This is a genomic window from Ensifer sp. KUDG1, from assembly GCF_050434285.1.
Classification (GTDB): domain Bacteria; phylum Pseudomonadota; class Alphaproteobacteria; order Rhizobiales; family Rhizobiaceae; genus Ensifer.
In genome coordinates this window covers 129,038-148,443 of record NZ_JBNDIG010000013.1, presented here as the reverse complement: position 1 = coordinate 148,443, position 19,406 = coordinate 129,038, and the positions used below count along the sequence as shown (strand labels likewise).

The 19,406-nt window shown below is 64.0% G+C and carries 22 protein-coding genes; 12 read left to right on the top strand and 10 right to left on the bottom strand.

Translation table 11 applies throughout. From position 1 onward, the window contains the following. Positions 1 to 47: 47 nt before the first annotated feature. Entirely contained in the window at positions 48 to 692 is a 645-nt protein-coding gene (locus M2267_RS27280) for a LysE family translocator (protein WP_429118965.1), read from the bottom strand. 85 nt (positions 693 to 777) lie between these two features. Beyond that, a complete protein-coding gene (locus M2267_RS27275; RefSeq protein WP_429118963.1) occupies positions 778 to 1,680 on the bottom strand; it encodes a M23 family metallopeptidase in 903 nt (300 codons plus the stop codon). Positions 1,681 to 1,794: 114 nt separating this feature from the next. Between M2267_RS27275 and M2267_RS27270 the strand changes: the two genes are divergently transcribed. Continuing rightward, positions 1,795 to 2,283 (top strand): RrF2 family transcriptional regulator, encoded by a 489-nt coding sequence (locus M2267_RS27270; RefSeq protein ID WP_043623437.1) that lies wholly within the window; start codon positions 1,795 to 1,797, stop codon positions 2,281 to 2,283. On the opposite strand, the gene M2267_RS27265 is transcribed toward M2267_RS27270, so the two are convergent. The 4 genes from M2267_RS27265 to M2267_RS27250 form a co-directional block, all read right to left on the bottom strand. Further along, positions 2,266 to 3,270, bottom strand: a complete 1,005-nt coding sequence (locus M2267_RS27265; protein WP_429118961.1) for a mechanosensitive ion channel family protein — start codon at positions 3,268 to 3,270, stop codon at positions 2,266 to 2,268. The genes M2267_RS27270 and M2267_RS27265 overlap by 18 nt on opposite strands. Positions 3,271 to 3,339: 69 nt before the next feature. After that, positions 3,340 to 3,747 (bottom strand): cupin domain-containing protein, encoded by a 408-nt coding sequence (locus M2267_RS27260; RefSeq protein ID WP_429118959.1) that lies wholly within the window; start codon positions 3,745 to 3,747, stop codon positions 3,340 to 3,342. Between the two features lie 52 nt (positions 3,748 to 3,799). Then, positions 3,800 to 4,552 (bottom strand): SDR family oxidoreductase, encoded by a 753-nt coding sequence (locus M2267_RS27255; RefSeq protein WP_429118958.1) that lies wholly within the window; start codon positions 4,550 to 4,552, stop codon positions 3,800 to 3,802. A 59-nt stretch (positions 4,553 to 4,611) separates the two neighbouring features. Beyond that, positions 4,612 to 5,091, bottom strand: coding sequence for a carboxymuconolactone decarboxylase family protein (locus M2267_RS27250; protein WP_429118956.1), 480 nt, complete (start codon positions 5,089 to 5,091; stop codon positions 4,612 to 4,614). A 130-nt stretch (positions 5,092 to 5,221) separates the two neighbouring features. On the opposite strand from M2267_RS27250, the gene M2267_RS27245 reads away from it, so the two are divergent. Continuing rightward, complete coding sequence (locus M2267_RS27245) at positions 5,222 to 6,127, top strand: LysR family transcriptional regulator (protein WP_429118954.1); 906 nt, start codon at positions 5,222 to 5,224, stop codon at positions 6,125 to 6,127. 12 nt (positions 6,128 to 6,139) lie between these two features. Here the strand turns inward: M2267_RS27245 and M2267_RS27240 are convergent, their stop codons facing one another. Continuing rightward, entirely contained in the window at positions 6,140 to 6,625 is a 486-nt protein-coding gene (locus M2267_RS27240; RefSeq protein WP_429118953.1) for an Lrp/AsnC family transcriptional regulator, read from the bottom strand. A 142-nt stretch (positions 6,626 to 6,767) separates the two neighbouring features. Between M2267_RS27240 and M2267_RS27235 the strand changes: the two genes are divergently transcribed. Together M2267_RS27235 and M2267_RS27230 are read left to right on the top strand one after the other, a co-directional pair. Continuing rightward, positions 6,768 to 7,184 (top strand): DUF2000 domain-containing protein, encoded by a 417-nt coding sequence (locus tag M2267_RS27235; RefSeq protein ID WP_429118952.1) that lies wholly within the window; start codon positions 6,768 to 6,770, stop codon positions 7,182 to 7,184. Positions 7,185 to 7,492: 308 nt separating this feature from the next. Next, positions 7,493 to 8,671, top strand: coding sequence for an MFS transporter (locus M2267_RS27230; protein WP_429118951.1), 1,179 nt, complete (start codon positions 7,493 to 7,495; stop codon positions 8,669 to 8,671). A gap of 78 nt (positions 8,672 to 8,749) precedes the next feature. On the opposite strand, the gene ycaC is transcribed toward M2267_RS27230, so the two are convergent. After that, entirely contained in the window at positions 8,750 to 9,376 is a 627-nt protein-coding gene (gene ycaC, locus M2267_RS27225) for an isochorismate family cysteine hydrolase YcaC (RefSeq protein WP_429118950.1), read from the bottom strand. A gap of 144 nt (positions 9,377 to 9,520) precedes the next feature. On the opposite strand from ycaC, the gene M2267_RS27220 reads away from it, so the two are divergent. After that, positions 9,521 to 10,438: a LysR substrate-binding domain-containing protein gene (locus tag M2267_RS27220; protein WP_429118949.1), complete on the top strand. Its 918-nt coding sequence runs from the start codon at positions 9,521 to 9,523 to the stop codon at positions 10,436 to 10,438. 264 nt (positions 10,439 to 10,702) lie between these two features. Beyond that, entirely contained in the window at positions 10,703 to 10,996 is a 294-nt protein-coding gene (locus tag M2267_RS27215) for a hypothetical protein (RefSeq protein WP_034787562.1), read from the top strand. Between the two features lie 36 nt (positions 10,997 to 11,032). Here the strand turns inward: M2267_RS27215 and M2267_RS27210 are convergent, their stop codons facing one another. Then, positions 11,033 to 11,731 (bottom strand): aspartate/glutamate racemase family protein, encoded by a 699-nt coding sequence (locus tag M2267_RS27210; RefSeq protein ID WP_043615363.1) that lies wholly within the window; start codon positions 11,729 to 11,731, stop codon positions 11,033 to 11,035. A 221-nt stretch (positions 11,732 to 11,952) separates the two neighbouring features. On the opposite strand from M2267_RS27210, the gene M2267_RS27205 reads away from it, so the two are divergent. The 5 genes from M2267_RS27205 (at position 11,953) to M2267_RS27185 (ending at position 17,166) form a co-directional block, all read left to right on the top strand. Continuing rightward, on the top strand, positions 11,953 to 13,482 hold the full coding sequence (locus M2267_RS27205; protein ID WP_429118947.1) for an ABC transporter substrate-binding protein: 1,530 nt from the start codon (positions 11,953 to 11,955) through the stop codon (positions 13,480 to 13,482). A gap of 120 nt (positions 13,483 to 13,602) precedes the next feature. Next, positions 13,603 to 14,544, top strand: coding sequence for an ABC transporter permease (locus M2267_RS27200; protein ID WP_429118946.1), 942 nt, complete (start codon positions 13,603 to 13,605; stop codon positions 14,542 to 14,544). Then, positions 14,544 to 15,413 carry an ABC transporter permease gene (locus tag M2267_RS27195; RefSeq protein ID WP_192451224.1) on the top strand — a complete coding sequence of 290 codons (870 nt, stop codon included), beginning with the start codon at positions 14,544 to 14,546 and terminating at the stop codon, positions 15,411 to 15,413. The genes M2267_RS27200 and M2267_RS27195 overlap by 1 nt, the downstream gene beginning before the upstream one ends. Positions 15,414 to 15,416: 3 nt before the next feature. Then, positions 15,417 to 16,628 (top strand): amidohydrolase/deacetylase family metallohydrolase, encoded by a 1,212-nt coding sequence (locus M2267_RS27190; protein WP_429118945.1) that lies wholly within the window; start codon positions 15,417 to 15,419, stop codon positions 16,626 to 16,628. A gap of 46 nt (positions 16,629 to 16,674) precedes the next feature. Beyond that, entirely contained in the window at positions 16,675 to 17,166 is a 492-nt protein-coding gene (locus M2267_RS27185) for an Atu1372/SO_1960 family protein (protein WP_043615405.1), read from the top strand. 15 nt (positions 17,167 to 17,181) lie between these two features. Here the strand turns inward: M2267_RS27185 and M2267_RS27180 are convergent, their stop codons facing one another. Beyond that, entirely contained in the window at positions 17,182 to 17,988 is an 807-nt protein-coding gene (locus M2267_RS27180) for an IclR family transcriptional regulator (protein ID WP_192451317.1), read from the bottom strand. Positions 17,989 to 18,205: 217 nt separating this feature from the next. On the opposite strand from M2267_RS27180, the gene M2267_RS27175 reads away from it, so the two are divergent. Then, on the top strand, positions 18,206 to 19,405 hold the full coding sequence (locus M2267_RS27175) for an aminotransferase class V-fold PLP-dependent enzyme (RefSeq protein WP_429118944.1): 1,200 nt from the start codon (positions 18,206 to 18,208) through the stop codon (positions 19,403 to 19,405). The last annotated feature ends 1 nt before the right edge of the window (position 19,406 follow it).

Below are 19,406 nucleotides of genomic sequence, written 5' to 3'. Positions count from 1 at the left end.
AGTGAAGCGAACCATCGGCCGGTCGCGCCGGTATCGCGCCCCGCCGCCTATCCGTTGACGCGCTTTACCAGCGCAAGCGAGGCGGCTGAGACGAGCAAGGCGCCGCCACAGCCTCTTTCCATCCAGCGCCGCATCGACGAGGCGGCAAATTGCGTCGTCTTGAAGCCGACAAGGGCGTAGCCGAACATGACGGCAAACTCGACGACGGTGAACACAGCCGTAAGCGCCAGGAACTGCGGCAGTTGCGGCGCGGCCGGGTTGATGAACTGCGGCAGCAGCGCGGAGAAGAACAGGTAGGCCTTCGGGTTGGTGATGGCCACGATCATGCTGTGGCGGCAGATCGCAAGCGCGGATTCCGAGCGAACGAGATCGGCGCTTTCCGTGCTCTGTCCTTCGGCTTTTTCGGTTCGGCCGGGCCGAAGCATCTTGTAGCCGAGCCAGGCGAGATAGCCGGCGCCCACATATTTGACGACCGAGAACCAGAATTCCGAGGCGGCGAGGATGGCGCCGAGGCCGGCTGCGACGGCCGCGATCAGGAAGAAGTCGGAAAGGAGCACGCCGACCATGCCGGCAACCGCCTTTTTCATGCCGAAGCGAGACCCGTTGGCCATCGCCAGGATCACGTCCGGACCGGGTGTCACGACGGCGATGAAGGTGACGGCCGCAAAGGCAGCCATGGTGTTGATGTCCATGAACGAGCTCCTCCCCTAAGCGGCCTATCTTTGGCCATTCAGATCGAGCGTGTAAAGCACAGCCCGCTCAACCGCGTATCGGTTTTCACCTGGAAAATTGCGCGTTGCGTGAAGGAACACGCCCGTCGAAGGACAGCTGAACCGCCTTTCCGGATCCTGCGTCGACGGCATGAATATGCAGATGCGGCTCCGTGCTGTTGCCGGAGTTGCCGACGGCGCCGATGGGATCGCCGGCGAGAACCCGCGCCCCGACCGTGGCGGTCACGCTCCCCTCGCGCAGATGCGCCAGTTCCACCCGTATGCCGTCGCAGGCGACGATCACGTGGTTTCCGGCCGGGTTGTCCCGGTCCGCCTCGGGCGGCGGCAGGTCGGGAAGACCGTCGACGGCCGCAACGACCTCCCCCTCGCAGGGGCTGACGACGGTCTTGCCGAAGATGGCGTAGTCGGCGGGATCCCTGGGCAGCAATCCGAACGCCCGGAAGCCGGCGTCGCCGATCGCCGTGATGTCGAGGGCGTGGCGTTGCGCCGGGTGATCGCTGTGATGATTGAGCACGCCGATGCCACCGCCCTGCGCGACGACGAAGCGACCGCCGGTCAGCGGAAAGGTCAGCGCGCGCGGATCGTGCCGTGCACCGATGCCCCAGGAGACATAGGCGAGTGCTGCACCGAAGACGACGAGAGAGGTTACGGTCGGCACCAGGCTGCGCGCTAAGGCGCCACGATCCGGCGACAGCCAGGGCCGGCGCCAATGCCGGGGCAACGAGACCAGAGCCGCCGCGACCGCCAGCGCGGCAAGCGCCGCCCGGGTCCAGAAGCCGGCAATGTCCCAACGGTTGAGGAGCCCGATCAGGGTGAGCAGCACGACGGTCTCTGCAAGCGCCAGCAGCCAGCCAAGCCGTGTCGGTTCATTCAGCCGCCACAGTCGCCAGATAAAGGCAAGCGGCAACAGGATGCTGAGAACAAGCAGAAAACCGACCACAACGACCATGACCCCTCCTGTTGCACACGACGGCGCTGTTTACACAGGGAAAAAATAGGGATATTTTTTGTCCTTAATAGATGCGGACGGCATCTGCCGGACGAAAAATGATCGTTAGAGCGTATGATCCTTAAGAGCCAAGTCGAATGGGCGTTGCACTGTTGCGCCATTCTCGCCGGCCTGCCCGAGGGCCGCTACCTATCGACCAAGGCGCTGGCCGAATTCCACGGACTTCCGAAGGAGTATCTGTCGAAGGCGCTGCAAAGCCTGTCACAGGCCGGCCTCGTCCACACGACCCTCGGCCCTTCTGGAGGCTACCGGCTGGCAAAAGCGCCAGCGGAACTGACCTTCCTCGAAATCGTCGAGGCGGTCGAAGGCAGGACGCGCACCTTTGTCTGCACCAACATCCGGGCCAACAATCCCTGCCGCGCGCCTGGTTACTGCGAAGAGACGCCCTGCGCCGTGGCGCGTATCATGTGGGAAGCGGATGAGGCCTGGCGCGACAAACTGCGAAGCGTGCGCCTGTCCGATCTGATCGAGACGCTTTCGAAGGAACTCCCCGCCGATCTCTGGAAGCGAAGCTTCGCCTGGGTGCTAGAGCGCGCCGGATGAGCGGCGCCCTGCCGTGGTTTCAGCCGGCGAGACGTAGAGATACGCCGGCAGCGCGAGCAACAGGCCATCTTGCCGGCATTGCTCATGGACGCGTGCGATCACCTCGTTTCGCGCGGGCGTCCTTTCCGCCGGGCTTCCGACGCGAAACTGCAGTTCGATCTCGATCGCCACGGCGTCGATTGCCTTGAGGGCCACGGCCGGCGGCGGATCGTGCACGATACGGGTGCATGCCTGCAAGGCGGTCCGCAGAACCTCTTCGGTCCGGCCGGGCGGGTGATCCGCCGAAATGCGGATCGGCAGCGAGATCTGATGGGTTTCGTCAGGGCGGCTGAAGTTGGTGAGCCCGACCTTGGCGAGTGCGCTGTTCGGCAGGACGACGACATTGTGGGCGCTGGTGAGCAGGAAGGTGGAGCGCCAGTTGTTTTCGATGACCCGCCCCTCGGTTCCGTCGCCGAGCGCCACCCAATCGCCGATGGCGAACGGCCGCCCCAGGGTCAGGGCAATCCCGGAAAAGACGTCGCCGAGCGTGTTCTGAAGCGCAAGCCCGAAGATGATGGCGACGACGCCTGACGTGGCGACGAGCGTGCCGATCGGCGCTTTGAAGACGAACCCCAGGATCGACAGCGCCACGCCGAGATAGACGGCAGCGACGATGAGATCCTGCAGCAGGCGGGCTTCCTGCGGCCGCCGGTCAAGAACGATGTAGAGGCGAACGAAGCCGACGAGCGACCAGGCGAGGTGTGTCCACCAAAGCACGCGCGCCGAGGTCGCGAGGAACGCCGCTGCGCCTTGCAGATGCTGGTCGTCGCCGCGATGCGGCATGATCCCGGCAAGGAGGAGAACCGCGGTCATGATGGAGAAGAACAGGATCTGAACGATCAGCCGCGCCATCGGACGACGGCGACCCTGCAGAAGCCAGACGACGATGCCGGCAGCCCCGAGAAGGTTGATCAGGATGAGCGGCAAGGGCAAGTGCTCGGCGAACATGGCAGGCTCCAACAATTGGGCCGAAAGAAGGACCGGGCGCACGATTGGCACCCGGCCCTTGGCATCACGTTACTTCGTCACCGGAAACGTCAGTTCTTTTTCGGCGGTGTCGACGACGAAGACGGCCAGCAGCTTGGCCGGCGCGGTCTTGCTGCCGTTGGCGCTGACGCCGTGACGGTCACCCGGCATTTCGGAGAAGCTCTCACCGGCCTTGTATTCCTTCACCGGGCCGTCATTGACCTGGCTGAGGATCGAGCCTTCGAGCACGGTCGCATAGATGAACGCCGTGCTCGCATGGGTATGCGCCTCGGACGAGCCGCCAGGCCCGTATTCCACCAGGACACCCTTGATGCTCTTGCCCGGAACGTTCGGCAATTCATGCTCATAGACGAGCGTCACCTTGGCAGCATCACCGGCGACGGCGGTGCCGAACAGGGTTGCGGTAACGGCAAGAGCGGCGAGGAGAGACTTGATCATGTCGAAAATCTTTTCAGATGAGGGAGACGCGCGACGCGCACCTCCGGTTCGGTTACTTGCGGGGCGCCGTTGCGAACCACTCTTCGAAGGTGATGCGGCCGAGGCGGGGATGGTTGTCGGAAACAAGCGAGCCGTCCTCGAGCAGAGCACCGAAATAACGCGCCTCCCGGTCGGGCTCGACCTTGCGATTGTCGCCCGTCGCCTTGAGGTAGCGGGCGACGAGATCGCTGAGGCGCGAGCGTTCGGGACCGGCAATCTCGATCGTGCCGTTGACAGGAGCGGCGAGCGCCACGTCGGTCATGGCATCGGCCACATCATCCGAGGCGATCGGCTGCACATAGGCCGGCGACAGGCGCACGACGTCGCCGACTGTTCCCGATTGCGCGATCCCGCTCAGGAACTCCATGAACTGGGTCGAGTGCACGATCGTAAAGGGCACGCCACCGGCCTTGATCAGCTTTTCCTGGGCAAGCTTGCCGCGGAAGTAGCCGCTCTCCTGCAGCCGCTCGGTACCGACCACGGAAAGCGCGATATGGTGTTTGACACCGGCAGCCTTTTCGGCGGCAAGCAGGTTGCGGCCGGACATCTCGAAGAATTCGAGCACCGCCCTGTCCTCGAACGAAGGGGAGTTGGCGAGGTCGACGACGACATCGCAGCCGCTGAGCGCTTCGGCGAGCCCCTCGCCCGTGATCGTGTTGACGCCGGTGTTCGGCGAGGCGGCGATCACCTCGTGTCCACGCTTGCGCAGGCGTTCGACCGTCTTCGAACCGATGAGGCCGGTTCCGCCAATGATGACGATTTTCATGGGATCCTCCATCGGCGGCGCCCATCGCGCCGCCTTGCATGACGGTTGCTGAAGCGCGCTCAGTTGAGCCCGGCTTTGTCGAGCCCATAGAGCTTGTCGGCCGAGCCGGGCACGGACTTGAAGGCGACGCTGACGCGGTTCCAGGCGTTGATGGCCATGATGGAGAAGGTCAGATCGGAGATTTCCTTCTCCGAGAGCTGGCCGCGCACGCGCTCGTAGAGTTCGTCCGGTACACCGCCCTCGGGCAATTTCGTCAGCGCCTCGGTCCAGGCGAGTGCCGCGCGCTCGCGCGGCGCAAACAGGTTCGATTCCCGCCAGATCGCCACGTGGTAGAGGCGCAATTCGCTCTCGCCGTGGATCTTCGCCTCTTTCACATGCATGTCGACGCAGAACGCGCAGCCATTGATCTGCGAAGCGCGCAGATTGACGAGATCGCGGATGGCCTGCTCGATGACGCTGTCCTTCAGGCTGAGGCTGAAGTCGGAGATTTTCTTGAAAAACTCGGGTGAGTGCTGGGCGTAGTTGAGGCGCTGGGTCATAGATTTGCTCCTAATTAAGGACACTTGTTATCCTTATGGATACAAGATATCCTTAATTGATGGACAGTAAAGCGCGTCCGGCGTAAACTCGGTGCATAAGGCTTATGTCGAAACGTTTGGGGGAAGCCGGATGGACATCGTTTCTGCGCTCAGAGCCTTCCTGCGGGTGGCAGAGACCGGCTCGTTCTCCGCCGCCGCCAACGACCTCGGCCTGACCCAGCCGGCCGTGTCACGCCAGGTCTCGGCGCTCGAGGAGCATCTGCGCACGCGGCTTCTGCACCGGACGACGAATGCGCTGGCGCTGACCGCCGAGGGCGAGCACATGATCCCGATGGCGCTCAAAGTGGTCGAGGCGGTCGATGCTCTCACCGAAGCCTCCTGCGGCGAGACCGGCCTCGTGGCGGGCCGCGTGCGCCTCACCGTGCCCGCGCCGCTCGGCCTCTATCTCAGCGATCGCCTGGCCGCCCTGCTCGCCCGCCATCCGGGCCTGTCGGTCGAGCTGCTGTTTCGCGAGGAGCCCTCGGACCTGGTCGGAGAGGGTATCGACCTGGAAGTGCGCTTGGGCCCGGTGTCGGAGAGCGGCCTGATCTGCCGGCGGATCGGCTGGACGACCGCGTTTCTGGTGGCGGCACCCGACTATCTGGACCGACGCCCCGCGCCCAAGATGCCCGACGACGTCGCGACGCATGAATGCATCTGCTACAGCCGCGCCGGCGACGGCCGCCAGTGGGCGTTTTCCGACGGCTCCGACGACGTTTTCGTGCGCATCGCGCCCCGCCTCGTCGCCAACAATGCCGTGGCCGTGCATCGCGCGGTGCTCGCCGGCAACGGCCTTGCGATCCTCTCCCATATCCTCGCCCGCCCGGACATCGAGGCCGGCCGCCTGGTCAACGTCATGCCGGCATTCCCGCCGGCGCGCCTGCCGATCAGCGTCGTCTACCCCTCGCGCAGAAACGTGCCGCTGCGCGTGCGCACCGTTCTCGATTTCCTGGTGGAGGTGGTCCGGGAAGACCCGCTGATGGCGTCCGCCTCCTGACCGCGGCTTGGGTCAGCGTTGGCCGGCCGAGGCACGAAGGGGCAGCCCGCCATAGGCCTTGATCTCCTTCAGCACGAAGGTCGTCTGCATCTCCTTGATGCACGGCAGGCGCCGCACGACCTTCATGGCAAAATCCGAATAGGAATCGAGGTCGGCAGAGACGACCTGGAGCAGAAAGTCCGCATCGCCGGCGATGCTGTAGCAGGCAACGACGCTGTCGAGCTTCATCACCTCCTCGGCGAAGGCGTCCGCTTCCGCCTCCGTATGGCTGTCGATCTTCACACGGATGAAGGCAAGTACCCCAAGGCCGATTTCCCGCCGATTGAGAACGGCCATGTAACCCTGGATGACGCCGTCGTCCTCCAGTTGCCGCACGCGCCGCCAGCAGGGCGAGGTCGACATGCCCACCTCCTCCGAAAGCGCCTGGTTGCTCAGGCGCCCGTCACTTTGCAGCGCGCTCAGGATCTTTACATCGGCGGGCGTCAGGGTCGCGGGCATTTTCTATCTCAGTTCGAGGTATATGCGGTAGAACCTACCTCATTCTTTCTGCTCTTCGCAACATCCGAAAGAAACTGCCTCGCCACACGGTCTATTCTCCCGTCCGGCAGCCGCCTTGAGATAGAGAGAGGAAACAGACCACGTGCTTCACGACACCCGCCTCGCCATCATCGTCAATCCCGAACTGGCACCCGGCCATCTCGCCAACACGATCGCGGCGATCTCCATCGGCATCGGCTCGGCAATGCCCGGTCTCGGTAACCGGAAGCTGACGGACAGCAGGCAGAACACCATCGATATCAGCTCCAACCGGCCGGTGCCGATCCTCCAGGCGGATGGCGCGACGATCCGCGCGCTGCTCCTGAAGGCGCTGCCGAAAGACGACGACCGTGTCGTCGTGCCGTTTCCCGCCTTCGCGCGCTCGCTGCACAGCTATGCGGACTACGAGACCCAATTTCCGGAACGCGACCTTTCGCAGGAGACGATCGACGGCATCGGCCTTGCCGGCGACGGAAAGTGGGTCAAATCGCTGACGGGATCGCTGAAATTGCTGCGATAGGGCAAAAGCCCCGCAACGGTGCGGCGGGTCGGGGCCTGCCCTGCCCGGCATGTACATTTTTTTCACCCGAACCAGACCAATGCGCAGATTGGTGGCGACACATTCGCAACACCCATAGCCATTCGCTCGGAAAGGCTGCGCTTTCCGACTTGCCGGCCTCTTCCCGCCTTGACGGGACCCGCCCTGCGCGACAAGCTCTGAAAACAATTTTCAGAATATCAGAATTCCTTCACATACCGCATCGGCTCGACGGCTCCCGCCGTTGCCGAGGGTGCATCGCGCGACACGCTATCCGGGGAACAAAACGCATGACCAATCAACGGCTCATCATGCTGATCTTCTTCCTGCAACCGATCGCCTTCGGCGCCTGGCTGCCACGTATTCCCGACGTGCAGCAAAGGCTCGGACTCGGCCCGGCGGAACTGGCGATCGCGCTGCTCGGCATGCCCGTCGGCATTCTGCTGACGCTGCCGTTTGCCGGTCGTTTCGTCGCCTGGATCGGCGGCCGTGCAACCATCCTCTACGGCTTCATCGTCTTTCTGGCGCTCGTCTGGCTGCCGACATGGGCTCCGAACATCGAGGTGCTCTTCGTGGCGCTCGCCATCGTCGGCGCGGCGCTGACGACGCTCGAACTCGGCCTCAACGTCGAGGCCGACGCGATCGAAAAGCACTCCGGGAAGCTGATCATGAGCACCTGCCACGGCTTCTGGAGCCTCGGCATCATGACCGGCAGCCTGGTTGGCGTCGGCTTCGCGGCGCTGCATGTGGCGCCGGAATGGGCGGTGCCGCTGACGGCTGCCGGCATGTTGCCGATCAGCGTCTATTTCGCACGGAAGCTGCCGCTCCTGAAGACCGGCGAGGCCGCGGCTGCCGAGGCGGCACCATCCAGGCGCAAGCTGCCGGGCTGGGCATTGCTCGGGGTTTGCTTCTTCGTCTTCGGCATCACCATGACCGAGGGCGCCGTCGCCGACTGGTCGGCGGTCTTCCTGCGCGACATCTTCGGGCTTTCCAGCGCCAGCGCCGGTTTCGGCTACTCGATCTTCGCCTTCATGGTGGCGGCCGGGCGCTTTGCCGGCGACCGGCTGAAGGCGAGCTACGGCCCGGTTGCGGTGGCGCGCGCCTGCGGTATCGCCAGCATTACCGGGCTCATTCTGGTGGTGGCAAGCCCCGCCGCCTGGGCAGCGCTTCTCGGCTTTGCCGCCATGGGCTTCGGCGTATCGGTCGGCTTTCCCTTCGCCGTCACCGCCGCCGCCGACCAGAAGGACCGGCCGGCGGCCGCAAGCGTCGCCATTCTGTCCTTCATCGCACTGCTTGGCTTCCTGCTTGGGCCGCCCCTGATCGGCCTGATCGCCGAATACAGCGACATGCGCTTCGGCCTTGGCGTGCTCGTGCCCTTCCTCGCCGTCAGCCTGCTTCTGACCGGCCGGCTCAAGCCCGCCGCCCGTGTGGGCGTACAGGACGCCCAGCAAGCTGCCAGCCGCGCGTAACGGCTACGGCAAGACGAGAACGCAAAAAGCCCCGGCCATGCCAGGCCGGGGCTTTCGTCGTTCATCGTCTGGCGTGTCTTACTTGCGTGCCGCCATGGTGTTGTAGCTGGTGATGAGGTTGCGGTAGTCCGGGATGTGGTTCGAAAACAGCGTGCCGAGACCTTCGATGTCGTTGCGCCAGTCGCGGTGCAGTTCACAGGCAACGCCGAACCAGGTCATCAGCTGAACGCCAGCGGCGGTCATGCGCGACCAGGCGGAATCGCGGGTCACCTCGTTGAAGGTGCCGGACGCATCCGTGACCACGAAGACCTCGAAGCCTTCCTCGATCGCCGAAAGCGCCGGGAACGCCACGCAGACCTCGGTCACCACGCCGGCGATCAGCAACTGCTTCTTGCCGGTGGCCTTTACGGCCTTGACGAAGTCCTCGTTGTCCCAGGCGTTGATCTGGCCCGGGCGGGCAATGAAGGGCGCGTCGGGAAACTGTTCCTTCAACTCCGGCACCAGCGGGCCGTTCGGACCGTCCTCGAAGCTGGTGGTCAGAACCGTCGGCAGCTTGAAGTACTTGGCGAGATCACCGAGCGCCAGGACGTTGTTCTTGAACTTGTCCGGGTCGAAGTCGCGCACCAGCGACAACAGGCCGGTCTGATGGTCGACGAGCAGGACGGCAACATCATCCTTGTTGAGGCGTACGTAGGGCTTGGTCATCGGAAGTCCTTTCCTTCGTTTGGTTTTCATCACCGCCAGCGACCGTCGTTGCCGCTTGATCCGCTGTGATTGAACGTAAGCTACTGCAGGACCCTCACCGCAAAAAGATTGTGAATTTCGACGCAGCGTCCTATCAATAGAACGATGCAAGACCTGAACGACCTCTATTATTTTGTCCAAGTCGTGGAGCACGGCGGCTTTGCGGCGGCGGCGCGGGCGACCGGTACGCAGAAATCGCGGCTGAGCCGGCGCATTGCTGTCCTGGAAGACCGGATCGGCGTCCGGCTGATCCAGCGTTCGCCGCGCCGGTTCTTCGTTACCGATATCGGCCGCGAATATTACCAGCGCTGCGTTGCGGTGTTAATCGAGGCGGAAGCGGCCGATGCCTTTATCGCGCAGCATCAGGGAGAGCCGCAGGGCATCATCCGGGTGAGCTGCCCGACCGCGTTGATCTCGTTCCAGTTCGGCCGGCTCTTTGCCCGGTTCATGACCGCTCATCCCCGGATCGGCCTGCATCTGGAAAGCACCAACCGGCGCGTGGACGTGATCGCCGAAGGCTTCGACGTTTCGATCCGTGTCCGGTTCCCGCCGCTGGAAAAGAGCGAACTGGTGATGCGCAAGCTTGACGACAGTTCGCAATATCTCGTCGCCAGACCCGGATTTCTGGAGGCGCCGATTGGCGAGCCCGCGCAGCTGACGGGATTGCCGAGCCTTGCCTGGACCTCGGCCACGCACACCTATGAATGGCGGCTGGAAAGCGCCGATGGAGAGCGCGCCGTCGTCCGCCACGAGCCGCGCTTCCTGACCGACGACATGGCGGCGCTACGCGAAGCGGCACTCGACGGCGCGGGCATCGTGCAACTGCCGACGATGATGATCTGGAAGGACCTGGCAGCTGGCACGCTGGTGCCGGTTCTGCCGCAGTGGCGCCCCGCGTCCGGCGTCGTGCACGCCGTCTTTCCTTCGAGACGCGGGCTGCTGCCCTCCGTCCGCACCTTCATCGACTTTCTTGCCCAGGAATGCGCCGCCGATCGCTTGACCATCGACGAGAGCCTGGCATGACCGGCAACGCCACCCCATATCACCGCCTAGCGCATCCGGCGGTCAAGCGGGCTCACGTCAAAGTGTCGTCCTGGGCGCGCCTTCCACGGACCCATGCGTCGGCCGCATGGGTGCCATTCCTTGCATATCCGGCCGCAACGCACGATCTTAATGGTGAAGCCGCGTTCGACGCCGGCTCCCCTCCTGGACCCACCCCAGTCGTAGACTTTTCCCCCGGCCTCGGCCGGCGCGGCCATTTCGGCTTGAACAATAGGGAAGGTAATCATGCAGACAACTGCCAAGACTCCCGACGCCAAGACACTGGATGCCATGACGCTGGATGAACGCTCGAACATGATGGCGCTGGTAGCAGAAGCGCTCGAGGCAACGGCCGAAAAGGCCTACGAGATCGGCGACGACCGGTTCGCGGAGAACTCGATCAGCCTCGCCAACATCATCATCGGCTGTGCGGACGACCTGGTCGTCGGCGACTTGCCAGCCGCCGAACTGCTCTTGCAACAGGGCATCGCACTTCTCAGCCTGTTTCCGGGCGAGCCCCGGGAATTCACCCTGCACTAGCCCGTGCGATCACGGCCGACGGCCAGTCGGCCGTGGTCAGGCGTCCCCGAGCGCGAGATCGACCGCGGCAAGCGCGTGGATCTCGGTCGTGTCGAACACCGGGACCGGGCTATCGGCCTGCGAAATCAACAGCATGATCTCGGTGCAGCCCATGATGATCGCTTCGGCGCCGGCATCCACCAGCCGTGCGATGATGGCGCGATAGGCGTCACGTGAGCTGTCCTTGACGATACCGGCCACGAGTTCGCGGTAGATGATCTCGTGCACCTTCGCCCGGTCTTCCGCCTCCGGCACCAGCACATCGAGACCGAATTTTTCCGCCAGGCGACCCTTGTAGAAGTCCTGCTCCATGGTGAAGGCCGTTCCGAGCAGGCCGACCTTGCGAAGGCCTGCCGCCTTGATCTTCTCCGCCGTCGGGTCGGCAATATGCAAGAGCGGAATGGAGACGGCGGCCGAAACGTCCGCTGCCATCTTGTGCATGGTGTTGGTGCAGATCATCAGGAAATCGGCGCCGCCGGCCTCAAGACGCCGCGCCGCGGCGATCATCTCGCCCGTTAAAGCCGGCCAGTCGCCGTGATGCTGCAGGCGCTCGATCTCGCCGAAGTCCATCGACCACATCAGCGATTTCGCCGAGTGCACGCCACCGAGGCGCTCGCGAACCGTCTCGTTGATGATCCGGTAGTACTCCGCCGAACTCTCCCAGCTCATGCCGCCGATCAGGCCGATGACCTTCATTTTCCTCTCCCTTTTCAATCCGGACTCCGGGCTAACAAATCCCGCGCCTTCGCGATAGCTCCCGCCCGTTTATGCACCTCCAAGATAAGGGTTGCCGCTCGCCGCTGCCGAAGGTTGTGACACGACGACGACAGCCGGTTGACATTTGCAGCTTTGTGCCGTTTTATATTCCAAAATAAAGAACGACATAGCATAACTATGGAATATGAGGAGGAGCAAATATGAAATCGACTAAACTCGCATTGCTTATTGGAACGGCATTGGTGGCATCGGCAACCCTCGCCTTTGCACAGGAAAAGGGCGGCGTGATCACCGTCGCAACCGTCGGCGAACCGCCGACCCTTGACCCGATGGCATCGACGGCCGACCTCGTCGGCATCGTCTCGCAACACATTTTCGAAACGCTCTACACCTTCGACAAGGACTGGAAGCCGACGCCGCTGCTCGCCGCCAGCCTGCCGGAGATCAGCGCCGACGGCAAAACCTACACGATCAAGCTGCGTTCGGGCGTCAAGTTCCACGACGGCACCGATCTCGACTCGAAGGACGTCGTCGCCTCGCTCGAGCGTTGGACCAAGGTCGCCTCGCGCGGCAAGCAGACGGCAACGACGATTTCCGGCATCGAAGCGGTCGACCCGCTGACGGTAAAGATCTCGCTCGCCACCCCTTACGCACCGCTCGTCTCGCTGCTCGCCTTCAACAACTCCGCGGCAATCGTGCTTCCGTCCGAAAAGCAGGCCGAGCCGATGACCGATTTCGTCGGCACCGGCCCCTACCAGCTGAAGGAGCGCAAGGCGGACCAGTATATCCAGCTGACCCGCTACGACGCCTACAAAACGCCGGAAGGCGAGGCCAACGGCTATGGCGGCGCCCGCCACCAATATGCCGACGAAATCCGCTTCGTGCCGGTTCCGGATCCGAACACCCGCGTCGAAGCCGCCGTTTCCGGCCAGTACGACTACGTCGATAGCCTGCCGGTCGAATCCTTCGAACGCGTCAAGGGTTCGAGCGCGTCCGAACCCGTCATGCTGCAGCCGTTCGGCTGGCCGGTCTTTGTCTTGAACTCCGGCAACGGCATGACCAAGAACCTCGACCTGCGCAAGGCGATCCGCGCTTCGCTCAGCATGGAAGACATGATGGCCGCCGCCTTCGGCACCACCGACTTCTATGCGCTCGACGCTGCTCTCTACCCTTCGCAGTTTACCTGGCGGACCGATGCCGGCACCGAGGGCGCCTATAATATCGCCGATGCGGAAAAGGCCGGCGAACTCCTGAAGGCTGCCGGCTACAAGGGCGAGCCGCTGCGCATCCTGACCAGCCGCCAGTACGAGTTCCACTACAAGATGGCGCAGGTCGCCGCCGAGTATCTGAAGCTCGCCGGCTTTACCGTCGATCTGCAGGTGGTCGACTGGGCGACGCTGACCCAGCGCCGCGCCGACCCGACGCTCTGGGACATCTACATCACCCACAGCCCCTTCCTGCCAGAACCGGCCCTCATCGGCATGATGTCGACCAAGGCGCCCGGCAACTGGGATACGCCGGCGCGCGCCAAGGCGGTCGATGCCTTCAACGCCGAATCCGACCCGGCCAAGCGCGTGGCGCTGTGGGCCGACGTGCAGAAGGTGATCTTCGAGGAAGTGCCGTTCATCAAGATCGGCGACTTCAACGCACTCTCGGCCAAGGCAAAGACGCTTGAGGGCGTCTCGCCGGCCCCGTGGCCGTACTTCTGGAACGCTTCGATCAAGAAGTAAGCTCCCCCCTCCCAAGGGACTTCGGCGGATGTTCGGGCAAAAGCCCGGCGTCCGCCTGAAGGGGCGCGTCGCTCCGCCTCCAGCTTTCGGCGGGGCGCACAGGAAAGGTTCGAGGCCACCATGTTACGCTACATCTTCCAACGGCTGATGGGCATGATCGTCGTCATGGCGATCGTCGTCACGATCGTCTTCGTCATCGTCCGCGTGACGCCCGGGGACCCGGCCGCCGTCATGCTCGGTCCGGAAGCGACCCAGGAGGACATTTCGGCGCTGCGCACCCGGCTTGGCCTCGACCAGTCGCTCGGCCTGCAATATGTCTACTACATCGGACAGCTGCTGCAGGGCGATCTCGGCCAGTCGATCTTCCTCAACCAGCCAGTCACGTCGGCACTTGCCGAACGGGCCGAACCGACCTTCTTCCTCACCTTGTTCTCAATCCTGATCGCCTGCGCCATCGCGCTGCCGATCGGCATCTACGCCGCCTATAGGCGCGGCTCCTTCGTCGACCAGGCGGCAACGACGCTCGCCATGTTGGCGGCGAGCATACCGAGCTTCTGGCTCGGCCTGATCCTGATCCAGGTGCTGGCGGTGCGCTTCGGCTGGTTCCCCGTCTCCGGCTATGGCGGCCCCGGTTCCTCCTTCGCGGACCGCATGTACCACCTGACACTGCCGGCGATCGCGCTCGGCGTAGTCTCCTCGGCACTGATCCTGCGCTTCACCCGCGCCTCGATGCTCGACGTGCTCGGCGACGATTTCATCCGTACCGCCCGGGCCAAGGGCCTCGGCGAACGCAAAGTGGTGATGAAACACGCGCTGAAAAACGCGCTGATCCCGATCCTGACGATCATCGGCCTCACCGCCGCCGTGCTGATCTCCGGTGCCGTCGTCACCGAAACCGTCTTCGGCCTGCCAGGCGTCGGCAATCTCGTCGTCTCGGCCGTGCTTCGCCGCGACTATCCGGTCATCCAGGGCGCGCTGCTCGTGATTGCAGCCCTTTACGTGCTGATCAATTTCGCGATCGACATGCTCTATCTCCTCGTTGATCCAAGGGTGCGCTACTGATGGCTATCACCGTATCCGCCCCCTCCGAGAGCGAGGGCCGCAAGTTCATCCGCCGGCTGCTAAAGCGCAAGACCGTTGCCTTCGGCCTGATCGTTCTCACCGTCTTCGTGCTGCTCGCCGCCTTCGCGCCGCTGATTGCGCCTTACGCACCCGGCAAGCTCTCCATCGTCAACCGCCTGCAGCCGCCGAGCCTGCAATGGTTCTTCGGCACGGACGAGTTCGGTCGCGACGTCTTTTCCCGCACCATCTACGCGGGACGCCTTTCGCTCTTCGTCGGTGCCGCCGTCGTCACGCTCGCAACCGTGATCGGCGTGGTGCTCGGCCTTCTTGCCGGCTTCTTCCAGAAGCTCGACACGCCGATCGCCCGCGTCATCGACGCGATGATGGCTTTTCCGGACATTCTGCTGGCAATCGCGCTGGTCGCCGCCCTCGGCCCGTCGCTGACGACCGTCATCATCGCGCTCAGCATCGTCTATGCGCCGCGGCTTGCCCGCGTGGTGCGCGCCTCGACGCTGGTCATCCGCGAGCTTCCCTATGTGGAGGCTGCCCGTGCGCTCGGCATCTCGACGCCCCACATCATGACCCGGCACGTGTTGCGCAACCTGCTGTCGCCGGTTCTGGTGCAGGGCACCTTCCTCTTTGCCCATGCGATGCTCGCCGAAGCCGGGCTCTCCTTCCTCGGCGTCGGCGTCAGCCCGGAAATCCCCACCTGGGGCACGATGATCGCCTCGGGCCGGCAATATATCGGCCAGGCCGACTGGGTGACGCTCTTTCCCGGCATCGCCATCGTGCTTTCGGTGCTGTCGCTCCAGATGGTCGGGGACGGCCTGCGCGACATGCTCGACCCCCGCCTCAGAAAGGATCTGTAAGTCATGGCTAACGAAACCAGCAGCAAGGGCCCGGTCCTGCTCCGGCAGGTGAAGCCCGTCGCCTTCGGCATGGCCGCACCGGCAGAGACCATCGACATCCTCGTCGACGGCGAAGGTCGCATCGCCGCACTCGGCCAGAACCTTCAGGCCCCGAACGGCGCACGCCGCGTCGACGGAAATGGCGCCTGGATCTCGCCCGGCTGGATCGACCTGCACGCCCATGTCTGGCATGGCGGCACCGACATCTCCGTTCGCCCGCAGCTTTGCGGCATGGAGCGCGGCGTCACCACGATCGTCGATGCGGGCTCGGCGGGTGAAGCCAATTTCCACGGTTTCCGCGAATACATCATCGAGCCGTCGCGCGAACGCATCAAGGCGTTCCTCAATCTCGGCTCGATCGGCCTTGTCGCCTGCAACCGCGTCAGCGAACTCTCCGACATCCGCTCGATCGACATCGACCGTATCATCGCCTGCTACCAGGAAAACCGCGAACACATCGTTGGCCTGAAGGTGCGTGCCAGCCATGTGATCACCGGTTCCTGGGGTGTCACGCCGGTGAAGCTCGGCAAGAAGATTGCCAAGATCCTGAAGATCCCGATGATGGTGCATGTCGGCGAACCGCCGGCGCTCTACGACGAAGTACTCGAAATCCTCGGCCCCGGCGACATCGTCACCCATTGCTTCAACGGCAAGGCCGGTTCCAGCATCATCGAGGACGAGGACCTGTTCGAGCTTGCCGAGCGCTGCGCCGGCGAAGGCATCCGCCTCGACATCGGCCATGGCGGCGCCTCGTTCTCCTTCCGCGTCGCGGAAGTGGCGATCGCCCGCGGTCTGCTGCCCTTCTCGATCTCCACCGACGTGCATCTGCGCAGCATGAACCAGTCGGTCTGGGACCTCGGCACCACCATGTCGAAGCTGCTCAGCGTCGGCATGCCCTTCGAAAAGGTGGTCGAGGCCGTGACTCAGGCGCCCGCCTCGGTCATCCGCCTGCCGATGGACAATCTGCTTACCGTCGGCGCCCGCGCCGAATTCACCCTCTTCGACCTCGTCGATAGCGAGCTACGGGTCTTCGATTCCCTCGGCACCGAAGCCCATCTCAACCGCCTCTTCGAGCCCCGTTACGCGGTGATGGGCACCGAGGTGGTTGCCGCCAACCGTTACCAGCCGCAGCATGTCGAATGCCCCGACCACAGCCACGGCTTCAGCTACCGCTGAGGCAAGGCAACAGAATTCAGAAATGACAGGATAACGCGTGAACAGTCTGGATCAGAAGAAGACCACCTCTGCTGCCGTCTCACCCTATGAGCGGCTGCAAGCCCTCGGCATCGATCTACCACCGGCGCCACCGCCGATCGCCAACTTCGTCACCCATGTGCAGGAAGGCAATATTCTCTACCTCTCCGGACAGGGCCCGCGCGAAGTCGACGGCCACCTGCATGCCGGTAAGGTCGGCGCCGAGGTTGACGTCGACAGCGCCTACCAGCACGCGCGACTGACGGGCATAAACCTGCTGGCCGTCATGCATGACGCGCTGGGTGATCTCGGGCGGGTCAAGCGGATCGTCAAGCTGCTCGGCATGGTCAACGCCGTGCCCGATTTCGAAGAGCATCCGCGCGTCATCAACGGCTGCTCGGATCTGCTGATGGATGTTTTTGGAGAGGCCGGCAGCCATGCCCGCTCGGCGGTGGGTTTCGGGTCGCTACCCGGAAACATCACCGTCGAGATCGAGGCGATCGTCGCTCTGCACGACTAACGACAGGAGTTTGGATCAGTGGCTGCGCCAGCCCATCATCTTTTCGATCCGCTCGGCGGAAACCCTGACGTGATCGGCGTAGAACGCCCGGTCGTCGAGGATTTTCTGCTCGGGCAGCACGATCGAGATCGTGGCGGCGCAATTGCCCTTGTCGTCGAGGATCGGGGCGGCGACGCAGGCGACCGCATAGTCGGATTCACCCGCCTGGATCGACAGCCGTGCCGCAAGCGCGCTCTCGGCCTGGTCGGAAAGGGCGGCCGGATCGATGTCGGCGCGGCCGGTCGGCGACGTGCGGGCGCAGCGGCGGAACAGTTCCAGCCGTTCATCGGCCGGAAGATGACCGACGAGCAGGCGGCCGGACGCCGTCCAGTTGAGCGGCACGCGGGTGCCGACGCGCGAGGTCACCTGGAAATGGCCAGGACCGTCGGCCATGGCGAGCACCTGCATGTAGTCGCCGTCGCGACCGCAAAGCTGGATCGTCTCGGCGACTTCACGGCCGAGGTCGTGCATTTCGCGGGTGGCAACGCCGAGAAAATCGAGCGAGCGGGCATAGGCAAGGCCATAGTGATAGAGCCGGTCGCCGAGCCAGACGAGCCCGTCGGCGTCACGGCTGAGCAGGTTCTTCTCGACCATGTCGTCGACGATGACGTAAGCGGTCGACAGCGGCGCGCCGACGGCCTTGGCAATGGCGTAGACGCCGCTCGGGGAACCCGTCTCATAAAGGAAATCGAGTACCTGCAAGGCGCGATCCATGCCGCTCACGCGCGAACGGCGCGGCTTGCCGGTCGTTTCGATATCGTCGGTCGGCTCGACGCCGGTCATCGTCTTGTCCACTGCTTCACTCCTGCACCGCTCGAACGGCGTGCTGCCGGTAAAATCTCGGCTTCCGCTGCCGCGCCGCCGCCGATGGCGGCCGCGTCAGATGGCGGAAAACCTCACTCATACTTCATTACTATGGTAGATATTCCGCGAAGACGGAATAGTCTACCCGTTTCGACCGCCAGAAAATCGCCTGCCAGAAAATCATATGGAGACCACTATGCCTGACCGTGACATTCGCGAAGCTCTCGGACTTCGCCCCGTTATCAACGTCTCCGGCACGATGACGGGCCTCGGCGCATCGATCGTGGTCCCGGAAGCGATCGCGGCCATGACAGGCATACTGCCGCAGTTCGTCGAGATCAACGACCTGCAGCGCAAGGTGAGCCCGGTGATTTCGCGGCTGACGGGTGCCGAGGCCGGCTTCATCACGGCGTCGTGCTCCGCTGGCATCAGCCTCGCCGTTGCCGGCACCATGACCGGGAGCGATCTTGCCGCCGTCGAGCGCCTGCCCGACACGACCGGTCTCAAGAACGAAGTCATCCTGCAGATGGGCCATGTGGTCAGCTACGGCGCGCCCGTCGACCAGGCGATCCGGCTCGCCGGCGCCAAGCCGGTGATCGTCGGCCAGGCCACGTCCGCCTATCGCTACCATATCGAAGGCGCCATCAACGAACGCACCGCCTGCGCCGTCTATGTCGTCTCGCACCACGTCGTGCAGTACGGCCTCGTCGGTCTCAGGGAATTTGCCGAGGTCTGCCATTCCAAGGGCGTACCGGTCATCGTCGACGCCGCCTCGGAATACGACCTGCGCATCTTCCTCGACGAGGGCGCCGACATCGTGCTCTATTCCGGCCACAAGTTCCTGGGCGGCCCGACCTCGGGCATCGTCGCCGGCAAAAAGGAAATGGTGCGAAACACCTTCCTGCAGAACCTCGGCATCGGCCGCGGCATGAAGGTCGGCAAGGAAAGCATGCTCGGCGTGATGGCAGCGCTTCAGGCCTGGGAAACCCGCGACCATGCCGGCATCCGCGAGCGCGAAACCGGCTACCTGAACCTCTGGCGCGAGACGCTCGACGGCCGTCCCGGCATCAAGCCGGTGATCGAGGCCGACCCGACCAACAACCCGCTCGACCGGCTGCGCGTCAACATCGACCCGCAGGAAGCGCATATCACGGCCTGGGATCTCGCCGATGCGCTGGCCCGCGGCGCGCCGCCGATCATCGTTCGCGACCACGAGGCCGAGCACAACTACTTCTACCTCGACCCCTGCAACCTGCATCCGGGCCAGGAGAAGATCGTCGCCAGCCGGCTTGCCGAGGAACTCGACAAGGCGAGAGCCTCGAACGAGATCATCGCCACGTCGCTTGCCGAACGCAACGCACGCCGCTTCGCCGGCCTGCTGCGCTGGCCCGACTGAC

Excerpts from the sequence above, each read along its gene's own strand:
- M2267_RS27280 (WP_429118965.1), bottom strand. The coding sequence starts at position 692 with ATGGACATCAACACCATGGCTGCCTTTGCGGCCGTCACCTTCATCGCC.
- M2267_RS27275 (WP_429118963.1), bottom strand. The coding sequence starts at position 1,680 with ATGGTCGTTGTGGTCGGTTTTCTGCTTGTTCTCAGCATCCTGTTGCCG.
- M2267_RS27270 (WP_043623437.1), top strand. The coding sequence starts at position 1,795 with ATGATCCTTAAGAGCCAAGTCGAATGGGCGTTGCACTGTTGCGCCATT.
- M2267_RS27265 (WP_429118961.1), bottom strand. The coding sequence starts at position 3,270 with ATGTTCGCCGAGCACTTGCCCTTGCCGCTCATCCTGATCAACCTTCTC.
- M2267_RS27260 (WP_429118959.1), bottom strand. The coding sequence starts at position 3,747 with ATGATCAAGTCTCTCCTCGCCGCTCTTGCCGTTACCGCAACCCTGTTC.
- M2267_RS27255 (WP_429118958.1), bottom strand. The coding sequence starts at position 4,552 with ATGAAAATCGTCATCATTGGCGGAACCGGCCTCATCGGTTCGAAGACG.
- M2267_RS27250 (WP_429118956.1), bottom strand. The coding sequence starts at position 5,091 with ATGACCCAGCGCCTCAACTACGCCCAGCACTCACCCGAGTTTTTCAAG.
- M2267_RS27245 (WP_429118954.1), top strand. The coding sequence starts at position 5,222 with ATGGACATCGTTTCTGCGCTCAGAGCCTTCCTGCGGGTGGCAGAGACC.
- M2267_RS27240 (WP_429118953.1), bottom strand. The coding sequence starts at position 6,625 with ATGCCCGCGACCCTGACGCCCGCCGATGTAAAGATCCTGAGCGCGCTG.
- M2267_RS27230 (WP_429118951.1), top strand. The coding sequence starts at position 7,493 with ATGACCAATCAACGGCTCATCATGCTGATCTTCTTCCTGCAACCGATC.
- ycaC (WP_429118950.1), bottom strand. The coding sequence starts at position 9,376 with ATGACCAAGCCCTACGTACGCCTCAACAAGGATGATGTTGCCGTCCTG.
- M2267_RS27220 (WP_429118949.1), top strand. The coding sequence starts at position 9,521 with ATGCAAGACCTGAACGACCTCTATTATTTTGTCCAAGTCGTGGAGCAC.
- M2267_RS27215 (WP_034787562.1), top strand. The coding sequence starts at position 10,703 with ATGCAGACAACTGCCAAGACTCCCGACGCCAAGACACTGGATGCCATG.
- M2267_RS27210 (WP_043615363.1), bottom strand. The coding sequence starts at position 11,731 with ATGAAGGTCATCGGCCTGATCGGCGGCATGAGCTGGGAGAGTTCGGCG.
- M2267_RS27205 (WP_429118947.1), top strand. The coding sequence starts at position 11,953 with ATGAAATCGACTAAACTCGCATTGCTTATTGGAACGGCATTGGTGGCA.
- M2267_RS27200 (WP_429118946.1), top strand. The coding sequence starts at position 13,603 with ATGTTACGCTACATCTTCCAACGGCTGATGGGCATGATCGTCGTCATG.
- M2267_RS27195 (WP_192451224.1), top strand. The coding sequence starts at position 14,544 with ATGGCTATCACCGTATCCGCCCCCTCCGAGAGCGAGGGCCGCAAGTTC.
- M2267_RS27190 (WP_429118945.1), top strand. The coding sequence starts at position 15,417 with ATGGCTAACGAAACCAGCAGCAAGGGCCCGGTCCTGCTCCGGCAGGTG.
- M2267_RS27180 (WP_192451317.1), bottom strand. The coding sequence starts at position 17,988 with ATGACCGGCGTCGAGCCGACCGACGATATCGAAACGACCGGCAAGCCG.
- M2267_RS27175 (WP_429118944.1), top strand. The coding sequence starts at position 18,206 with ATGCCTGACCGTGACATTCGCGAAGCTCTCGGACTTCGCCCCGTTATC.